The organism is Catalinimonas alkaloidigena (assembly GCF_900100765.1).
Lineage (GTDB): Bacteria > Bacteroidota > Bacteroidia > Cytophagales > Flexibacteraceae > Mooreia > Mooreia alkaloidigena.
Window position 1 is genome coordinate 34,546 of the sequence record NZ_FNFO01000019.1, and the last position, 14,682, is coordinate 49,227.

General features: G+C 57.8%; 21 protein-coding genes. All 21 read left to right on the plus strand.

Annotated features, from left to right (window positions below; translation table 11 throughout):
* The first annotated feature begins 456 nt into the window (after positions 1–456).
* Positions 457–1,185, plus strand: a complete 729-nt coding sequence (locus BLR44_RS27690) for a hypothetical protein (RefSeq protein WP_089688625.1) — start codon at positions 457–459, stop codon at positions 1,183–1,185.
* A 327-nt stretch (positions 1,186–1,512) separates the two neighbouring features.
* Positions 1,513–2,262: a hypothetical protein gene (locus BLR44_RS27695; protein WP_089688627.1), complete on the plus strand. Its 750-nt coding sequence runs from the start codon at positions 1,513–1,515 to the stop codon at positions 2,260–2,262.
* A 1-nt stretch (position 2,263) separates the two neighbouring features.
* Positions 2,264–2,731: a hypothetical protein gene (locus tag BLR44_RS27700; RefSeq protein ID WP_089688629.1), complete on the plus strand. Its 468-nt coding sequence runs from the start codon at positions 2,264–2,266 to the stop codon at positions 2,729–2,731.
* 1 nt (position 2,732) lies between these two features.
* Positions 2,733–3,380, plus strand: a complete 648-nt coding sequence (locus BLR44_RS27705) for an LPXTG cell wall anchor domain-containing protein (RefSeq protein ID WP_089688631.1) — start codon at positions 2,733–2,735, stop codon at positions 3,378–3,380.
* Between the two features lie 13 nt (positions 3,381–3,393).
* A complete protein-coding gene (locus BLR44_RS27710) occupies positions 3,394–3,921 on the plus strand; it encodes a hypothetical protein (protein WP_089688633.1) in 528 nt (175 codons plus the stop codon).
* Between the two features lie 4 nt (positions 3,922–3,925).
* Positions 3,926–4,213 carry a hypothetical protein gene (locus tag BLR44_RS27715; RefSeq protein WP_089688635.1) on the plus strand — a complete coding sequence of 96 codons (288 nt, stop codon included), beginning with the start codon at positions 3,926–3,928 and terminating at the stop codon, positions 4,211–4,213.
* 7 nt (positions 4,214–4,220) lie between these two features.
* The gene (locus tag BLR44_RS27720; RefSeq protein ID WP_089688637.1) at positions 4,221–4,490 is read left to right on the plus strand and encodes a hypothetical protein; all 270 of its coding nucleotides are present in this window, start codon (positions 4,221–4,223) and stop codon (positions 4,488–4,490) included.
* Positions 4,491–4,612: 122 nt separating this feature from the next.
* On the plus strand, positions 4,613–5,377 hold the full coding sequence (locus BLR44_RS27725) for a hypothetical protein (protein WP_143017523.1): 765 nt from the start codon (positions 4,613–4,615) through the stop codon (positions 5,375–5,377).
* Positions 5,377–6,918 carry a YncE family protein gene (locus BLR44_RS27730; RefSeq protein ID WP_089688641.1) on the plus strand — a complete coding sequence of 514 codons (1,542 nt, stop codon included), beginning with the start codon at positions 5,377–5,379 and terminating at the stop codon, positions 6,916–6,918. The genes BLR44_RS27725 and BLR44_RS27730 overlap by 1 nt, the downstream gene beginning before the upstream one ends.
* Before the next feature lie 3 nt (positions 6,919–6,921).
* Positions 6,922–7,479, plus strand: coding sequence for a glycoside hydrolase family 108 protein (locus BLR44_RS27735; RefSeq protein WP_089688643.1), 558 nt, complete (start codon positions 6,922–6,924; stop codon positions 7,477–7,479).
* Between the two features lie 94 nt (positions 7,480–7,573).
* Positions 7,574–7,999, plus strand: a complete 426-nt coding sequence (locus BLR44_RS27740; protein WP_089688645.1) for a hypothetical protein — start codon at positions 7,574–7,576, stop codon at positions 7,997–7,999.
* Positions 7,996–8,445, plus strand: coding sequence for a hypothetical protein (locus tag BLR44_RS27745; RefSeq protein ID WP_089688646.1), 450 nt, complete (start codon positions 7,996–7,998; stop codon positions 8,443–8,445). The genes BLR44_RS27740 and BLR44_RS27745 overlap by 4 nt, the downstream gene beginning before the upstream one ends.
* A gap of 12 nt (positions 8,446–8,457) precedes the next feature.
* Positions 8,458–8,814, plus strand: a complete 357-nt coding sequence (locus tag BLR44_RS27750; protein ID WP_089688648.1) for a hypothetical protein — start codon at positions 8,458–8,460, stop codon at positions 8,812–8,814.
* A 5-nt stretch (positions 8,815–8,819) separates the two neighbouring features.
* Positions 8,820–9,188 (plus strand): hypothetical protein, encoded by a 369-nt coding sequence (locus tag BLR44_RS27755; RefSeq protein ID WP_143017524.1) that lies wholly within the window; start codon positions 8,820–8,822, stop codon positions 9,186–9,188.
* A 24-nt stretch (positions 9,189–9,212) separates the two neighbouring features.
* The gene (locus BLR44_RS27760; protein ID WP_089688652.1) at positions 9,213–9,413 is read left to right on the plus strand and encodes a hypothetical protein; all 201 of its coding nucleotides are present in this window, start codon (positions 9,213–9,215) and stop codon (positions 9,411–9,413) included.
* A 117-nt stretch (positions 9,414–9,530) separates the two neighbouring features.
* A complete protein-coding gene (locus BLR44_RS27765; protein WP_089688653.1) occupies positions 9,531–9,791 on the plus strand; it encodes a hypothetical protein in 261 nt (86 codons plus the stop codon).
* Between the two features lie 93 nt (positions 9,792–9,884).
* Positions 9,885–10,427: a hypothetical protein gene (locus BLR44_RS27770; RefSeq protein ID WP_089688655.1), complete on the plus strand. Its 543-nt coding sequence runs from the start codon at positions 9,885–9,887 to the stop codon at positions 10,425–10,427.
* 29 nt (positions 10,428–10,456) lie between these two features.
* Positions 10,457–11,290 (plus strand): hypothetical protein, encoded by an 834-nt coding sequence (locus BLR44_RS27775; protein WP_089688657.1) that lies wholly within the window; start codon positions 10,457–10,459, stop codon positions 11,288–11,290.
* A 26-nt stretch (positions 11,291–11,316) separates the two neighbouring features.
* Positions 11,317–12,723: a hypothetical protein gene (locus tag BLR44_RS27780; RefSeq protein WP_089688658.1), complete on the plus strand. Its 1,407-nt coding sequence runs from the start codon at positions 11,317–11,319 to the stop codon at positions 12,721–12,723.
* 94 nt (positions 12,724–12,817) lie between these two features.
* The gene (locus tag BLR44_RS27785) at positions 12,818–14,437 is read left to right on the plus strand and encodes a hypothetical protein (RefSeq protein ID WP_143017525.1); all 1,620 of its coding nucleotides are present in this window, start codon (positions 12,818–12,820) and stop codon (positions 14,435–14,437) included.
* A 2-nt stretch (positions 14,438–14,439) separates the two neighbouring features.
* Positions 14,440–14,682: hypothetical protein (locus BLR44_RS27790; RefSeq protein ID WP_143017526.1), on the plus strand; the 243-nt coding region annotated here is incomplete at its 3' end.

Consider the following 14,682-nt stretch of genomic DNA (forward strand, 5'->3'; position numbering starts at 1 on the left):
ACAACACTCGCCAACCTAAAAAGGCGCACGTTCTCAAAATAATCTTACCAGCCAGTCTAAAAAGCCCGCTGAAAGTTCCGAACAAGATTCCGAACAGCGCCCGGCCTTTGGGGTGAAAAGGGCCTTAAAACCGTGTTCAGGCCTTGTTCAGGGTTCATTGACGGGGGGGGTGTAAGGTGGACTCGTGTGGTTGTGACAACCAACTTTGTAGCACTGATAATTATTTCAATAATCCTAAAACAGACATGAACGAGAAAGTTAAATCTGCCCTGATCATGGCCGCAGTCGTCCTGGTTGTACTGGCCATCTACGATGTATTCGTGAAAGAGCATCTGGCAAAGAAAATCTCTGCCTAAGAAGCGTAGACCTCACTAAGACAGAAGACTAGAAGATCACGGACACGATTATGATCTCGCGTTCGTGCTTTCCCTCACCCTTCTTTGATCATCATTCCTCATGAATCGCAAAAATTTTTCCCTCAAAGCCAAAACCCTGGCCGATTACCGTAAAGAAGGCGAAGCCGCTTTCTCTGCATTCTACGGTACGAACGACGCTGAATTTTCCCGCTACGATGGCGAAGGCCCGTACGCAGCCGGACAACAGCGTTCAGCCGCTGGCGTTGGAACCATCCAAGCCGCACAGCGCTCGATTTCCATCAAAATTACCAACGGTCACGCAACAGACGCTGCGCTGGTGACTCTGTTCGGTGCTTACTCGCAGGCCAGCCTGGGCAACTTCGGAAACCCGGCTTCTGTGACCATCACGTCTGACACGATTCCTTACGGTCAGATCCTGTCGCAGTCTTCGAGCAACCCGTTCCTGGTACGTGGTGTGAAAATGGTGTTCGGTGGTACGGACAAAATCGCTCAGCTCAACGAAGTGTTGACGTTGGCCGCTACGGATCTGACCGGTCGCACGACCAGCCAGCCGTATTTCCCCAACATGGCGTTCAGCCCGAACCAGCAGTCGCAGGACATCATCGAAGACAAAGAGTTTGAGTTCCTGGTAGACGGAAGCAGCTCGATCAAATTCAACTTGGCCGCTCAGACCAACGTGAAGATGATCTTCTTCATCACGGCGAAAACCGACCTTTCTCGCATGGCCCTTGGAAAAGCGCCCCTGAGCGTAACCAACGCCGAGGCCCCCCTGGCCAGCAAGAACCCGACCCTGATCGTGAAACGGTAGTTTGAAATAGATTGGCTCGCGCTAGGCACTCCCCTTCTCTTCTGCTAGTACCTGGTTGTTTGGAAGTAGTCATGGTGTCATAGAGTGATCTGAATACATGAAGGGGAGCGCCTAGCGAGCCAATCAAAAACATACCTCTCACGCAGTAACATGGTGTTGAAACAGGGGCAGGAGCCGCATTTGAGGCGTCTGCCCCTTTTTTTTTAAGAAAATCATGAGTGAACACAAACTCTTAATTCGCCTCAACCTCGTCCTGGTCGTGCTCTCGATCCTGTCGGTGTTGATCTCCCTGTATTTCCGCTACCAAGACTCGAAACCTGCCCAATCATGAAACCTGCCTATCTCTCTCCTGGGAACGACGTAGCGCGCACGGTCGCCTACATCGCCGCCCACAACGTAGCGGGCGTCAGCACCCTGGTGCAGCGCCACGGCTACGACGCACCAGCTTCGGGTGAAGAAGCCTACCTGATGCTGGTCAACATGCTGGCTGAAGGGGACGAATCGACGGTCGACCTGATCATGTCGATTCATCCGGACTTTGAGGTGATCTCCGACGTGATCCGGAACGAATACGCTCACTTCGACGGAAAATCCGCAGAAGCGGCCGTCATCACACCCTACGAACAGATCGCCCGGCTCCTGGTCAATCCCCGGTCGCGCCGGGACGTGGTAAGCCTGCTGGTTCGCTACGGTCACGATCTGCCCGCTTCAGCCCCCATGTCGGAGGTAGTGCAGGCGGTCAGCGAAGAAGTCAACGAGGGCAACGCCTCGTTCGGAGCGGATCTGGAAATGCTCATCGCAGAGCGGCACTACTCCGGTTTTGACGTGGCCGGTCTGGTGGGTGGACTTGCGGGCGGCATTGGACAGGTTGCCACGGCCTTTTCGCAGAAGGCCATCAATCGCGGCCAGGCGGAGCAAAACCGCACCAACCTGATCCTGTCGGTGCTCGACCAGCAAAAGCAGCAGTCGCAGCAAAAGACCGCCTCCAGCAACACGCTCATGTGGCTGGTGGGGGGATTTCTGGCCCTGATTCTGATCCTGGGTACGGTAGTAATGGTCCTCAAAAACAAGAAGTAGCATGTTTCAGACGCTCATCATTTCGGCCGATGAACTGGATTCGCACCTCAATTACGAGGGTGCCAGTCGCGCCATCAGCCGGTCCGTGGCGGGCACGACGACGACGCCACCGCCGACCACGACGCAGCCGACGATTTCGCGCAGCAGTGTGCTGCCAACCCGTACGGTCACCCGAACGACCGCGACGGCGACCCGTTCCATTGCGGCCCCAGAAGCCGCTCCCGCCTCGGCACCGGCCGCACCTGCGGCACCGGCCGCAGCGGGGCGCTTGATCGACCCAACGCTGCTCGGCGGCGGCGGGGGATGGGGCGTTTCTGACACGTCGGAAGAAACACCGGCCGCACCGGCCGCACCGGCACCAGACGCTACGTCGGGGCCGGATTACCTGAAGTGGGGCCTGATCGGCGGCGGGGTGCTGGTGGTCATGGTATTCCTGCTAATCGCACTGAAAATCTTTAAAAGCAAATAATATGTGTGGATGCAAATCAACGCACCTGAACTACCTGGGTGATCCTGGCATGGGAGTGGCGGCAGCGGCCTCAGTGCTGTTGCACGGCCAACGCTACGATGTGCTCATTCAGGACGAAGAACACTCGTCCTATACCGGCAACATCAAAAAGGCCGGAATCCTGAAAAACGGCAAGGTCGTGATCCTGACCGACGAAAAAGAAGAAGGCGGTTACCGGACGTGGCTCAACGATCAGCCCCTGGGCGGTCTGATCGACATGTACGTGGTCGACGGCGTGGCCCACGGGGTCAACGACAAGGGCTGGTACTACAAAAACGAAGGCTACGGATGGGACGGCGGCACCTGGGAGGAGTTCAAAAAGGCGACGGAAACCCACAAAGCCAACCGTGCCAAGTACAGCGCCGAATACGATGCAGCCGTGGCTAAAATCAAGGCGCTGGCCGCTCCGTCCGGATCTGTGCTCTCGTCGCTTCCGCAAGGGCTGGCCCTGAAGGAAGCGGCCAATGCGTCGGTGGCACCGGCTGGTGTCGGCACCGGCAAAATGCAGGCCCCGTCGACCGGCAGCAGCACGATGCTCTGGCTCGGGATCGGCGGCGGGGTGCTCCTACTCGGCCTGGTCCTCTTCTTCATTCTTCGCAAAAAACGCTAAACCCCCAACGCTTATGTGTGGATGCAATGCACATCTCAATTACGACGGCGGCACGGGCGCTGACCTGCTGTTGCAAGGCCTGCTCAACGACGTGAATCCGCAAGTGGTTTCCCTGCGGGAAGCGTCGGAACATGATCAGTTCCTCGGAATCGGCAAAGGCAAAGGCTTTCTCGGCCTGGGCAAAAAGTCCGATGGTACCCCTACGGAAGTCTCCAAAGCCTTCAACGAACGCGGCCTGTTCGGCGCGCTCGGACAAATGACCGGCCTGTCTACCAACGCTGGCGCAGAGCGCCGGGACGAACGACGCGACCTGAAAATGGATGAACGGCAGGCCAACATCGACGCGCTGCGAGGCCAGAACCAGGTGCTTGACATGCTGTTGCCGGGCGCTGCTGATCCGGTCACGGCCGGAGGCAGCAACGAACGCCAGATCGGGGGAGATCAGGGAGTCGGCGGGGTGCCGGTGCTCTGGCTCGGGATCGGCGGCGGCGCGCTGGTGCTGATCGTGTTTGTGGTGATTCTGGTGGCGACGCGCAAGTAAGGCTATGTACGAGAACACAACTCCGTTCCTCTCCGACGATTCGCAAGAGCTGATGCAAATGGTGGTGCAGCACCTGGTTGCGCCGAAAGCGGAAACGCCGGAAGAGAAGAAACAACGCACCGTCGCGGCCTACTCCCAAGTGCGCGCCTGGCTCGATGCGCGCATGTTGCCAGCTACCGAAGAAAACGTGCTGGCTTACAAGCAAGAAACCGACCAGCCCGCCCCTTGGGTGCAATACATCACCTGGGCCCTGCTGGTAGGCATTATCCTCATTCTCATTCTCAAAAAGTAAAAAGCAAATGTCGTTAGTCGCTGAAAAAGAAAAGAAAGCATTTGGTGATACCGCCGTGGGTGGCTTCATCAACGGTGGTGGCCTGGGTTCGCTGATCAACGTGGTCTCGGACGTAGTGAAGCCCAAAAGCAACACGGCCGACACCAATTACCAGTTCAATGCGCCGAAAGACGAGCCGAAGACGATCCTGGGTCTGCCTCAGTACGCCTTCTATGCCGGTCTGGTGATTGTGCTGCTGATGGTGTTTCTGGTGGTCCGCAAGATGATGAAAAAGTAGCCCGGCGCTGCACGTGAACCCAATTCAAAACCTAACCAGAAGAAGCGTCAAAACCACGATCACCCTGGCCGTTGAGTCAGTCCTCCTGGTGGCGCTTCTCTGGTTTCTACTTCAACTCTTCCGTGGGAAAAATTTTACAGTTGGACGGACATCCCTGCGAATTACGCCTCCTGGTGACTTCGCCCTATAAGGGCAAGGTGACCGTGATCGGCTTTGATCAGGATGATCTGCAAAGCATTTACTTCCGTCGCACGGTTCCGCTCGATGAGCCGGTCGAAACGCTGATCTTCCCCCTGCCCCTCGCGCCGCAGCGCCTCGGCATTACGTTCGATGAGGCCACGACCCGGCCGACGATCGAGAAGGTAGAACAGTCCGACCTGATTCACGAGCAGGCCGGTTGGGACGAAGAACTGCAAGACCTGGTGGATTTTGCCCAATGGATCGTTCGCCGGTTGCACCGGCTCTCGGCCTCCCGGCCGGATCGCCTCTACACGTCCCGTCAGGGGCGACACCTGCTCAACCTCTTTGCCGACCGGATCATTGATCGGGAAGGCAAAGCCCTGGCGACGCCAGCGCGGGTATCGCGTTTGACGGGCGTGATCGAGGCTTCTCGCAAGATGATGGCACCCTACACGCTGCCGATGCGCCTGTTTGTTCTGCTCCACGAGTACATGCACTACCGTCTGAAAACGACCGACGAAACGCAAGCCGATCTGGGCGCGCTGCGGGTGTTCATGGCCCTGGGGTATTCGGCTACGGAAGCGATGTACGCGACGGTGAAAGTGCTGCCCGACGTGGAGCGCAACCGGGAGCGGGTCGATGCCATCATGACCTACCTGTATGAATACGACGAAAAATACCGCAAACCTTTTTACGAACATCTCTGATGCCAACCCAACTGCATAAAGTGCTGGCCCTGTCGCTGGTCAACGCCTGCACCGAACCTCTGCCCCTGAAACTGTTCGAGGGCAAACCCCTGACCACAACGATTGAAAAGCGCCAGGTGATCGCTACGCCGGTCGAGACGTTCGACCTGGTGGTCGATCCGCTCACGCACCGGGGCTACGCCTCCTGCATTGCCGACAACTCGCTCCAGGTGATCGACACTCAGAACCAGACCTTGCTGGCTTCTGTGGCGCTGCCGGTCTTCCCGATGCTGGTCCGTCTGACGACCAACAACCGGGCGCTGGTGATGCACAACACCGATAACATTTCGGTGGTGAACACGCTCACCAACACGGTGCTCAACTTCGCCATCGGCAACTCGAACCGCAACGTCGACCTGCTGCCGGTCGATGGGCGCCTGTTCCTTCGTCAGGACGACGGGGTGGGCAACACCCGCTACGTGCGCGCTTACAACGACATGGGGGGCAACACCTTCACGGGAGCGGTCACCATCGACCTGGGTGCAGGCGTGCAGGGCAACCAGCTCATGCAGACCAACGGCAAAGTGTTTGCCAACGCCGGGGCGTTTCTGAAGATCATCAACGCCTACACGAACGCGCTGGCGACGCTGCCGGTGACCTACAACATCGACTACATGACGGCGGTCGGTGGTTCCGGCAAAGTCTACCTGCTGCACAAGAATGACAACAAGGTGACTCGCGTTTTGACGGCCACCAATGCCATTGACCAGGTGTGGAGCCTGCCGCCGATTCAGCCTCGCTTTGCCGTCGTCGACGGGGATTACCTCTGGATTGCCGGGTCGACCGCAACCAACGGCCTGGTGCGCCTCAATACCGTGACCGGCGAGGTTACGCAACTGGAGGTGAGTCAGTACGTGCTGGACCTGGTGACTTCACCGGAATACGTGCTGGCCGTGACCGGCTCCAGTCTGTCGGGTGCTTCCACCAACAACTACCTGCGCGCCTGGCTGAAACGGGATCTGCGTCAGAAAGACGACGAATACCTGGGGGTGCATCTGGACAACGCCAAGCAACAGCAGGGCTTCATCGAGACGCAATTGGCCTACGCCGACGAGCACTTTTTCCTGCACAACCTTCAGGGGGTGCTGCCGATTCGCGTTCGGGATGGGTACATGGCCGTCAAGCAGGGAGGCCTGACGCCGGAACAACTCAACGACGTGCTGGAGAAGGAGCCGATCGCCATCAAGGGGCTGCGGATCTCGACCAACAAGGTGGAGCAGTTCAGCAATCCGCTCTACATCAACCGTCAGGACATTTCCGGAGCCACGGAGCGCTACGTGGTCAATGTCTCGCAGTACGTCAACATTTTCGCCAAGAACCTGATCATCGAAGTGCCCCTGGAAGAAGCGGGCTTTAAATCCTTCGATTGGGAGCTGGTGCCCGAATCCAACACGCTGGTGCAGATCATGTACGACACGCAGGTTCGTCCCGGCGACTTCATTCGCCAGGTGATCGAGTCGCCGATCAAAATCACCCGCAGTAACCCCATTCGCCGCAAATAAGCTATGTCCAAGCCAAGTTTTCTCAAAGCGTTTGCGCGCACGGTCGCCTGGGAGGGAGGTTTCCAGAATGATCCGGACGATAGGGGGAATTACTGCGGAGGTAAGCTGATCGGCACCTCGCACGGGATTTCGGCTGCGGCCTGGAAAGGCGAACTCGGACGCTGCCCCACGGAAGGGGAAATGCGCGCCCTGGGCAAGTCGGACGCAGAGCGGTTCTTCCTTAAAAACTACTGGAACGTGCTGAAAGGCGACCAGCTTCCAAGTCAGGAACTGGCCGACATACTGGTGGATTGGGGCTGGATCTCCGGCCCCGGCACGGCGGTGAAGGGGCTGCAAAAGGCCCTCAACGCAATGGGGGAAAAACTCGTCGTCGACGGCGGCATTGGCCCCAAAACCCTGACGGCGCTGTACCGGCATGATCCGGCCGACGTGACCGCTCAGGTGTTCTACCTGCGGCGCGCCGACATTGACCGCATTGTGACGGAAGATCCGACCCAGCAGAAATTCTACAAGGGATGGATGAACCGGCTGGAGAGTTTTTTTCCGAAGGGGTCAGCATAGTCCAAGCGCATAAGAAACTGAGCGCACTCGCCCTGGTTGCTGGCCTGCTCACCCTGGGGGCACTGATTTATCTACTCAAAAAGAAGTGATACACATGAAAAACCTGATCAATCCGACTCAATCGGTTCCTTCTACCGCCTCCACGGCGGCGGCATGGATTGAGTGGCATAAAGCGCTTCGCGCCCGGTATGGCAAGCCGACTGCCAACCAACTTTTCCTGGAGGCCTGGCAAAAGCGCCAGAAAGCCGGTTTTCTGGGCCTTAACGACGCGAACACCGTCGAGTTAAGGGATTACCTCAAAAAAGAGGGCATCACGCTGGAGAACGGCGCATTGGACTTCACCGAGGACCTGATGGATACGGTGGAGGGCTGGCTCTCGTTCGGCTCCAACCTGGGCAAGTTCCTCACCCTGGCCGTGGTGGTGGTGCTTTTGCTTCTGCTGGTGCCGCTGGCCTTGCAGATCGGCCGCAACCCGAAACTGATTCTTGACGCTGCCAAAACCTTTCGCCCTGGACTATGAAACTGAAACTGCCTCAAATTCCCAAAAAAATGGTGCTGCCGGTGACCGTGGTGGTCCTGGTGGTGGTGCTGGTGCTGGTGTACCTCTCGATCCGGACCCGGCAACGCAAGAAAAAAGAAGTGGACCTGATCCGCACGATCATCTCGACCGGCGTCGGACAGGACGGCAAAGACCTGGGGTCGGTGCTGGTGGGCGTGAAGCCCGCTGCCAACTTCGACCCGCGCCCTGCGGCCGAACAGATCTACGGCGCGAAGGGCTTCTTCAACGATGACGAAGAAGCCGTGTACGAAGCCCTGGGAGGCCTCTACCGCGAACAGATCGCAGCGGTCAACACCTACTTCGTGCAACGCTACGGCCTGACGCTCGATGCGTTCCTGAAGTCGTTCCTGTCCGGCACCGAATACCAGCGTGTGCAAAGCATCCTTGATCATTCTTACTCTGCATAATTCTTAACTACCGTGAAAAAAACCGACCTCTTTCTTCTTTTCGTGCTGCTGGCTGGCCTGGCGTATGTGCTCTACCTACGCAAGAAAAAAGCCGATCCTTCTGCCTCTGATGATCTCATTGCCAAGGAAGCGCCGATCGAGATTGTGCAGGAATCCGGAGACGAATTTGCGTTGCGCCCCGGCTCGACGGGTGATAACGTCAAGCGGCTCCAGATCTACCTGATGCGCAATTTCGGCATGATCGACGGCTTCCAGGTGAACGGTGTCTACGACACGGCCACCACGGAAATGGTCAGTCGCTACCTCTACCGGCAACGGATCAGCCGGGGCTACTTCGAGAAGACGGGGATGGACCTCATCAAACTCTAATGCTCATGTCAAAAAGTCTCAAGCAATACCAACAGGACGAGCAGCGCCAGCGCGACGCCATCAAAAAGCTCCGTGCTGCCATTCAGTCACACAAAACCACGGCGGGCTACCGCGCCAAAAAAGAAGCGGCCCTGGAGAAGATGATCACCCTGAAGGATCAGCTACTCCAGGCCCTCGACGGGCAAAAGCGCCTGGCCGGGCACATCAAAACGCTGAAGGCCTTCATCGCTGAGGCCCATGCGCTGCCCGCCGATGCCGCCGATCGCAAGCGCAAGGCGCTGCGGCCCGGCAAGCGGATTTCGAAAAAGACGGGCAAGCCCTATTGGGAATCACGTCAGAACCGCTCCGACTACGACCCGAAAAAGAAAATCTAACCCCTTTCAAACGCTCAGAATAACATGGCTCAGACGGACCCCAATCCGAACTTCCTCAACCGCCTGCTCAACAAAGCAGATCAGGTCATTGGTGACGAGGGCTTCAAAACCGACGTACGGGTAGAACTCGGCAACGACCTCTACTACAAGCTGTTTGCGACCATCGTCGCGGCCGGTATCGCCCTGGCCGTGATCGTAATGACGGTGCAGACCCTGAAAAAATAACCGGAAGTCTCCGATACGGCCCACGGCCGCACCGGGCGCTAACCGTCAGTCGAACTCAATCTACCGCCTCTGCTTTACGTCTCCCGCAAAGCAGAGGCGGCCCAACCGATCAAGACAATGAACACGAACTCGCCTCTATTCTCGCCCCAGGAGTGGGGCCCTATTCAACTTGACGACCAACAGACCTACACCTTTCCGGACGGTTTTGCGGGCTTTAGCCTGGCGGCGGGACAAGCCTACACCATCATCAAGGACGGTGTAGAGTTCACCCAACCAGGCGTGTTTACGCTGCCCATGCTCCCCAACCGGCCGGGGGGGTGGAAGGGCTGTGCTGTACGGGCAGAAGGTGGTCCGATCACCATCATTCGCTTCTACTAACCTCCGGCTCTCATGTTTGGCGGCGCACAGGGATTTGGGACTTCCTCCAGCAACATAGGCACTCAAGGAGCAAAAACTGCGGGCAACCTGGTCATGGAAAGCATGAACCAGATGATGCAACAGGTGGCCGCTGCGGTGGAAGAGATGACCCACGGCTACGTCGAGGAGTTGAAAGCGGGAGTCGCGGCCGAGGGGGATTCCCTTGCCAAGCTGCTGGCCCGCATTTGTGCGTTGGAAACGTCCCTGGACAACGTGCATACCCTGCTGGCGACCGACGACGAATTGCTGGACGAATGGCAGGAGGTGGTCAATGCCATCAAGGCCAACAAAAGCCTACTCACGTTGCTGACCAACCGGCCTGCCCCCCAGATCGTCGTCACCCGCTTTCACCAGCACACCCGCAGCGGGCTGCTGCAACTCGTCGACGAGCTGGTACCGCTTCCGTCTGCGGCCGTGGGCAGTGACGCCGATCCCACCAAAGGGGTACAGGTCTACGTCGGCTCCAGCTTCAAGACGCCGAACCTCTACACGGTCTCTCCGGACGGTACGACGGTGACGCTGAAGAAGGCGATGGGCCTGACTGTGCTCAACACCACGGTCTATTTCATTTATCAGGAAAAGCGCCCTGCCTTGTAGGGTGCGCAACAATTTAAACCAAGACAAGCATGTTCGGAATACTCGGTTTTGCAGGTCAGGGAGGTCCTGGCAGTGGGGGCGGTAGCGTTACGACGCACTCACAACTCAAAGGCATTTTGGGAATTGGCGATCGGCACCTGAATCAGGAACTGCTCGATAAGCTGGTCGCTGACTACTACGATGCGCCGCAGCTCACGTCCCTGTCGAATCCCTTCGGTGGCACCAAGGAAGTAGGCCAGCGGATCAGCGGCAATTTTGTCCTCAACTTCGGGGTCTCTTACCGGGATAACGTGCTCGATGCCGCCAATTCCGGTACGTTCTCCACCAACCAGGGCGGTTGGTTTACGGCCGGTCCCGGTGCCTTCAACCTGAAGACGGCGGCACTGAGCCGCACGTTTACGACCGATGGCCAGGTCGGCTTCGATGCGGTGGCCACCATGACCATTTCGCTGGTCGGCAAGAACACCAACAACCAGAACACCAACACGCGCACCATTTCTGTGCCCTGGTACGCTCGCCCCTACTACGGGGTGTCTAACCTGGAATTTCTTGCGACGCCAGCCGACCTGACCAACCTGGGCAACTCGCGCCTCGATGCCGACCGGAAGGGCGATTTCAACTTCGTCGGGGGGGGGTACAGTTACGTGGCGCTGCCGGTGCTGTTCTCCTTCACCGGGATGCAGCTTAAACAGCTTCAGAACGGCGCAGAAGGCTTCGACTACGCGATGAACTGGCAGGAAACCTACAACGGCGGCGCTCCGGCGCAGATCGTGGTAACCAACGCCTTCGGACTGGAGGTGACTTACCGCATTCTACGATCGGAGTACGTGCTCGGGGGAGCCACGGCGCTACGCATCAAATAATCTCTCACGCTTCAACGACTTGACTTATGAGTGTAGCTATCACAGGCACCCTGGATACCACTTCGACTACCGACGTTTTCCCGACCCACGATACCAACAAAGGGAAGGGGGGGCTTCACCACGTTCTCAACATTGCCGCCCGCAATGCCATTCCGAAACAGCGCCGTGAGGACGGCATGGTTGTGACCGTAAAGGACCGGGGGGATGGATCACGCGATGCCTACCAACTGGTGTTGGGCACGGTATCGGCGGACCTGATGGACAACGGCAACTTTGTGCTGTTCAATCCGGTCACGGCCTTTCCGACCGGCATCAAGTACCGCAACACGTTCAACCCCAACACCGGTAAAGATGCCATCGGAACGCAGCTTTATGCGAATGACTACGAAGTAGGGACTTACTTCATTGCCAGCCAGGCGGGAACCTTCTCGGGCATCAACTTCGCCGTCAACGACTGGTTGATCGTCTCGGCGTTTTCGGGCGGCGTATTCTTCACCCGCATTCCGCAAGCGGCCGGTCCGGCTACCTGGGATGCGATTGCGGGCAAGCCTACGGCCTTCACCCCGGCCAGCCACGGACACCCGCTCAACGAGCTACCGGAGGTGGTGACTGCCCTTCAGGGGCGGGTGCTGAAAACGGATTTGCAGGAGGACCTGACTGACGATCCCGGCAAAGTACCCACCTCCAAAGGGGTACGTCTGTATGCCTATTCGAAGGCGGAGTCCGATCTGCGGAAGGCCGACCTGGAGGCGCAACTCGGTGAGCTGATGACACAGTTGGCCGGGAAAGAAAATTCCGGCGTAGCGGCCGACCTGGTGACGGCGCTGAAAGGCAACGTGGTGGAAGCGGGCAATACGCTGGAGAAACTGTACGCGCTGATTCAGGGCATACAGACGCTACTGACCTCGGACGACGCGAACCTGGACGAGATTCAGGAGATCGTCACCTACATCAAGGCCAATCAGGAACTGATTCAGAGCGTTACGACCAGCAAGGAAAACAAAGGCGTGGCGCAAAGCCTCGTCGACGCATTGCTGGCGGGAGTGCCAGCGGCCGGGAATACGCTCAATAAACTGTACGTCCTGATTCAGGGCAAGGAAAACGTGGGGGTGGCCCAAGGCCTCGTCGACGCGCTCCACTACACAGGTCCCCTGGTGGTCAGCGGCGGGGTGGCACTGCTCAACTTCAACCGCAAACAGTCCCTCTACCACACGGCCAATGCGCCGGTGAACTTCGATCTGGGACCGGCGACGCACGCGAACCACTTCTCGATCAACGTGTTTTGGACCGCTGATGGGGTCAACCTGCCCACCTTCGCCGCCAAAATCTCAAAGTCCTGGGACAACTATCAGAATCAGAACGGGGTGCTGCACCGGCTCTATTTCGAGTTCGTGAGCGCTTCGAAAATCATCTTGGACATGCGCGCACTCTAACATGGCAAATAACTTCAAACAGATAGGCAACCTCTTCGTCGCCCCGTGCGGCAACGACTCCTTTGCCGGGAGCGCCAATTATCCTTTTCGCACCATGCAAAAGGCATTTACGGTCATGTCTGATGCCGCTCAAATTGTGGTATTGGGCACCGGGGCGCAGTACGGCAGTTTCAACTCACCCAACGTGGGTTCGGCCACCTGGACCTACAAAGGGGATGGAAAGGTGGGGATACAGGCCACCGTGCAGGAAACGATGTTGTACAGCGGCCCCAACTACAACAAGGCACGTTTCGAAGGGTTACGCCTGATCAACTTCGCCCAGACGCAGCCTTCGAACTACCGGCTGACCATGTGGTTTGTGGACTGTGAAGTCCTGAAGCTGACCGGGGGCTACTGGAACTTCCTCAACATCAACAACTTCAACGAGGGCTTTTACTTCACCAACAGCCTGGTGCGGCAAGTGTTCATTGGTGGCAACATTCTGCAAATGGTGCGGTGTACGTTTCACCGCATGAGCTGGACCGTCGTGACCGGCAATAGCAACAGCATAGGCTATGCCAACAACACCAGCTTCCGGGAAAACATCTACTCGGCCTGCCTGATTGAAATCAACAGCACGACTCGCCCGATCTGGTTCAATTTCTGCCATTTCGACGAGGATACGTTTTTCATCAACACCCCGGCCAGCGCCGACACGTTCAACCTGGATGGATCGGCGACGGGTGGCCTGATCGTCGGCCAGTACTACCGCACCACGGCCAACGTGGGGATCGCCAAGCCGATCAGCAACATCTTCCTCTACAGTGGGGAGGACATGACGGGCAAAAGTGGTCAGGTGCAGCGCGCCTTCAAATCCAATACGGTCGAGGCACAGTATCCCAACTGTCGCACCATCCAATGCACCCAGGGGGGCACCGCCGATAGCATTTTCAACGACGCGAACCAACTCGACTACACGCTGCATGTCAACTCCGCAGCGCGTTTTTCCAGTGAAAACGGGGGCTACGTAGGGTGCCGCCAGGTGGCGCACAGCTTCACGCAGCAGGGTCAGTTTACGCTCGGACCGAAAACAACCTGGAACGGAGGCGTTGAACTGGTGAACCAGGACGTTGCCAGCGGCGACGACATTGTGACCGAAATCCGTGATTTGGGCGAAAACGTGCCGATCGGAGCCATCCAATGCGGGGGCGACGAGAACATGTACGAAGGTCAGTTTTTCGACGCTGACGCCGACCTGCAACCGCTGGCGGGCCTGGGGGGAGTCCTGGAGAAAGTAGCCTACACGGATGCCGCCGCCGTGGCGCTGGAGTCGGGCGAGATCTACCACATTGTCGGCTATGCCTCGGTACGCCTGGCCATCGACACCAATGCTGCGAACGATCGGCTACTGACCGAAGGGCAGAACTTCAGCGCCCGTGCCGGGGAAAAGATCATCGAAGTGGCCGACTCGGTAGCGCCGCAGAAGCAGATTGGGAAGGTCATTTTCAAGCCTAACATCCGCACGATCTGGATTCGCTGGAGCATGACCAGTCCGGAGCACCTGACTACCCGCCGCTGGTACAAGATCGAATTGAACCGCATTCCCTATTGGGATTCCGTCGTGACCGACATGGAAGACGGATACAATGCGGCCAACCAGCGCCCCATTATTGCCCGCTTTCTTCAGATGAAACCAGTCATTACAGCCCGCTTTGAGCGGGTGCGAAGTCTATAACGATGGCCGTACGTCTCCAAACCATTTACGTCACCTACGAGCAGCCCGCCTATCAGCGGGCTCACCTCGTGGCACGGCTGCGGTCGCTGACCATGCAGGAGCGTAGCCTGTTCAAGATCTACGTGTGGGATTTCAAAGGTCGCCCGCTCCATGCCGTGACCCTGACGGTGCGGAACCTGGCGAACCTGAACGAAATCGCTTACACCGAAAAAGCTACGTCCGGTAGCTTCTTTTCGGTGGTCGAC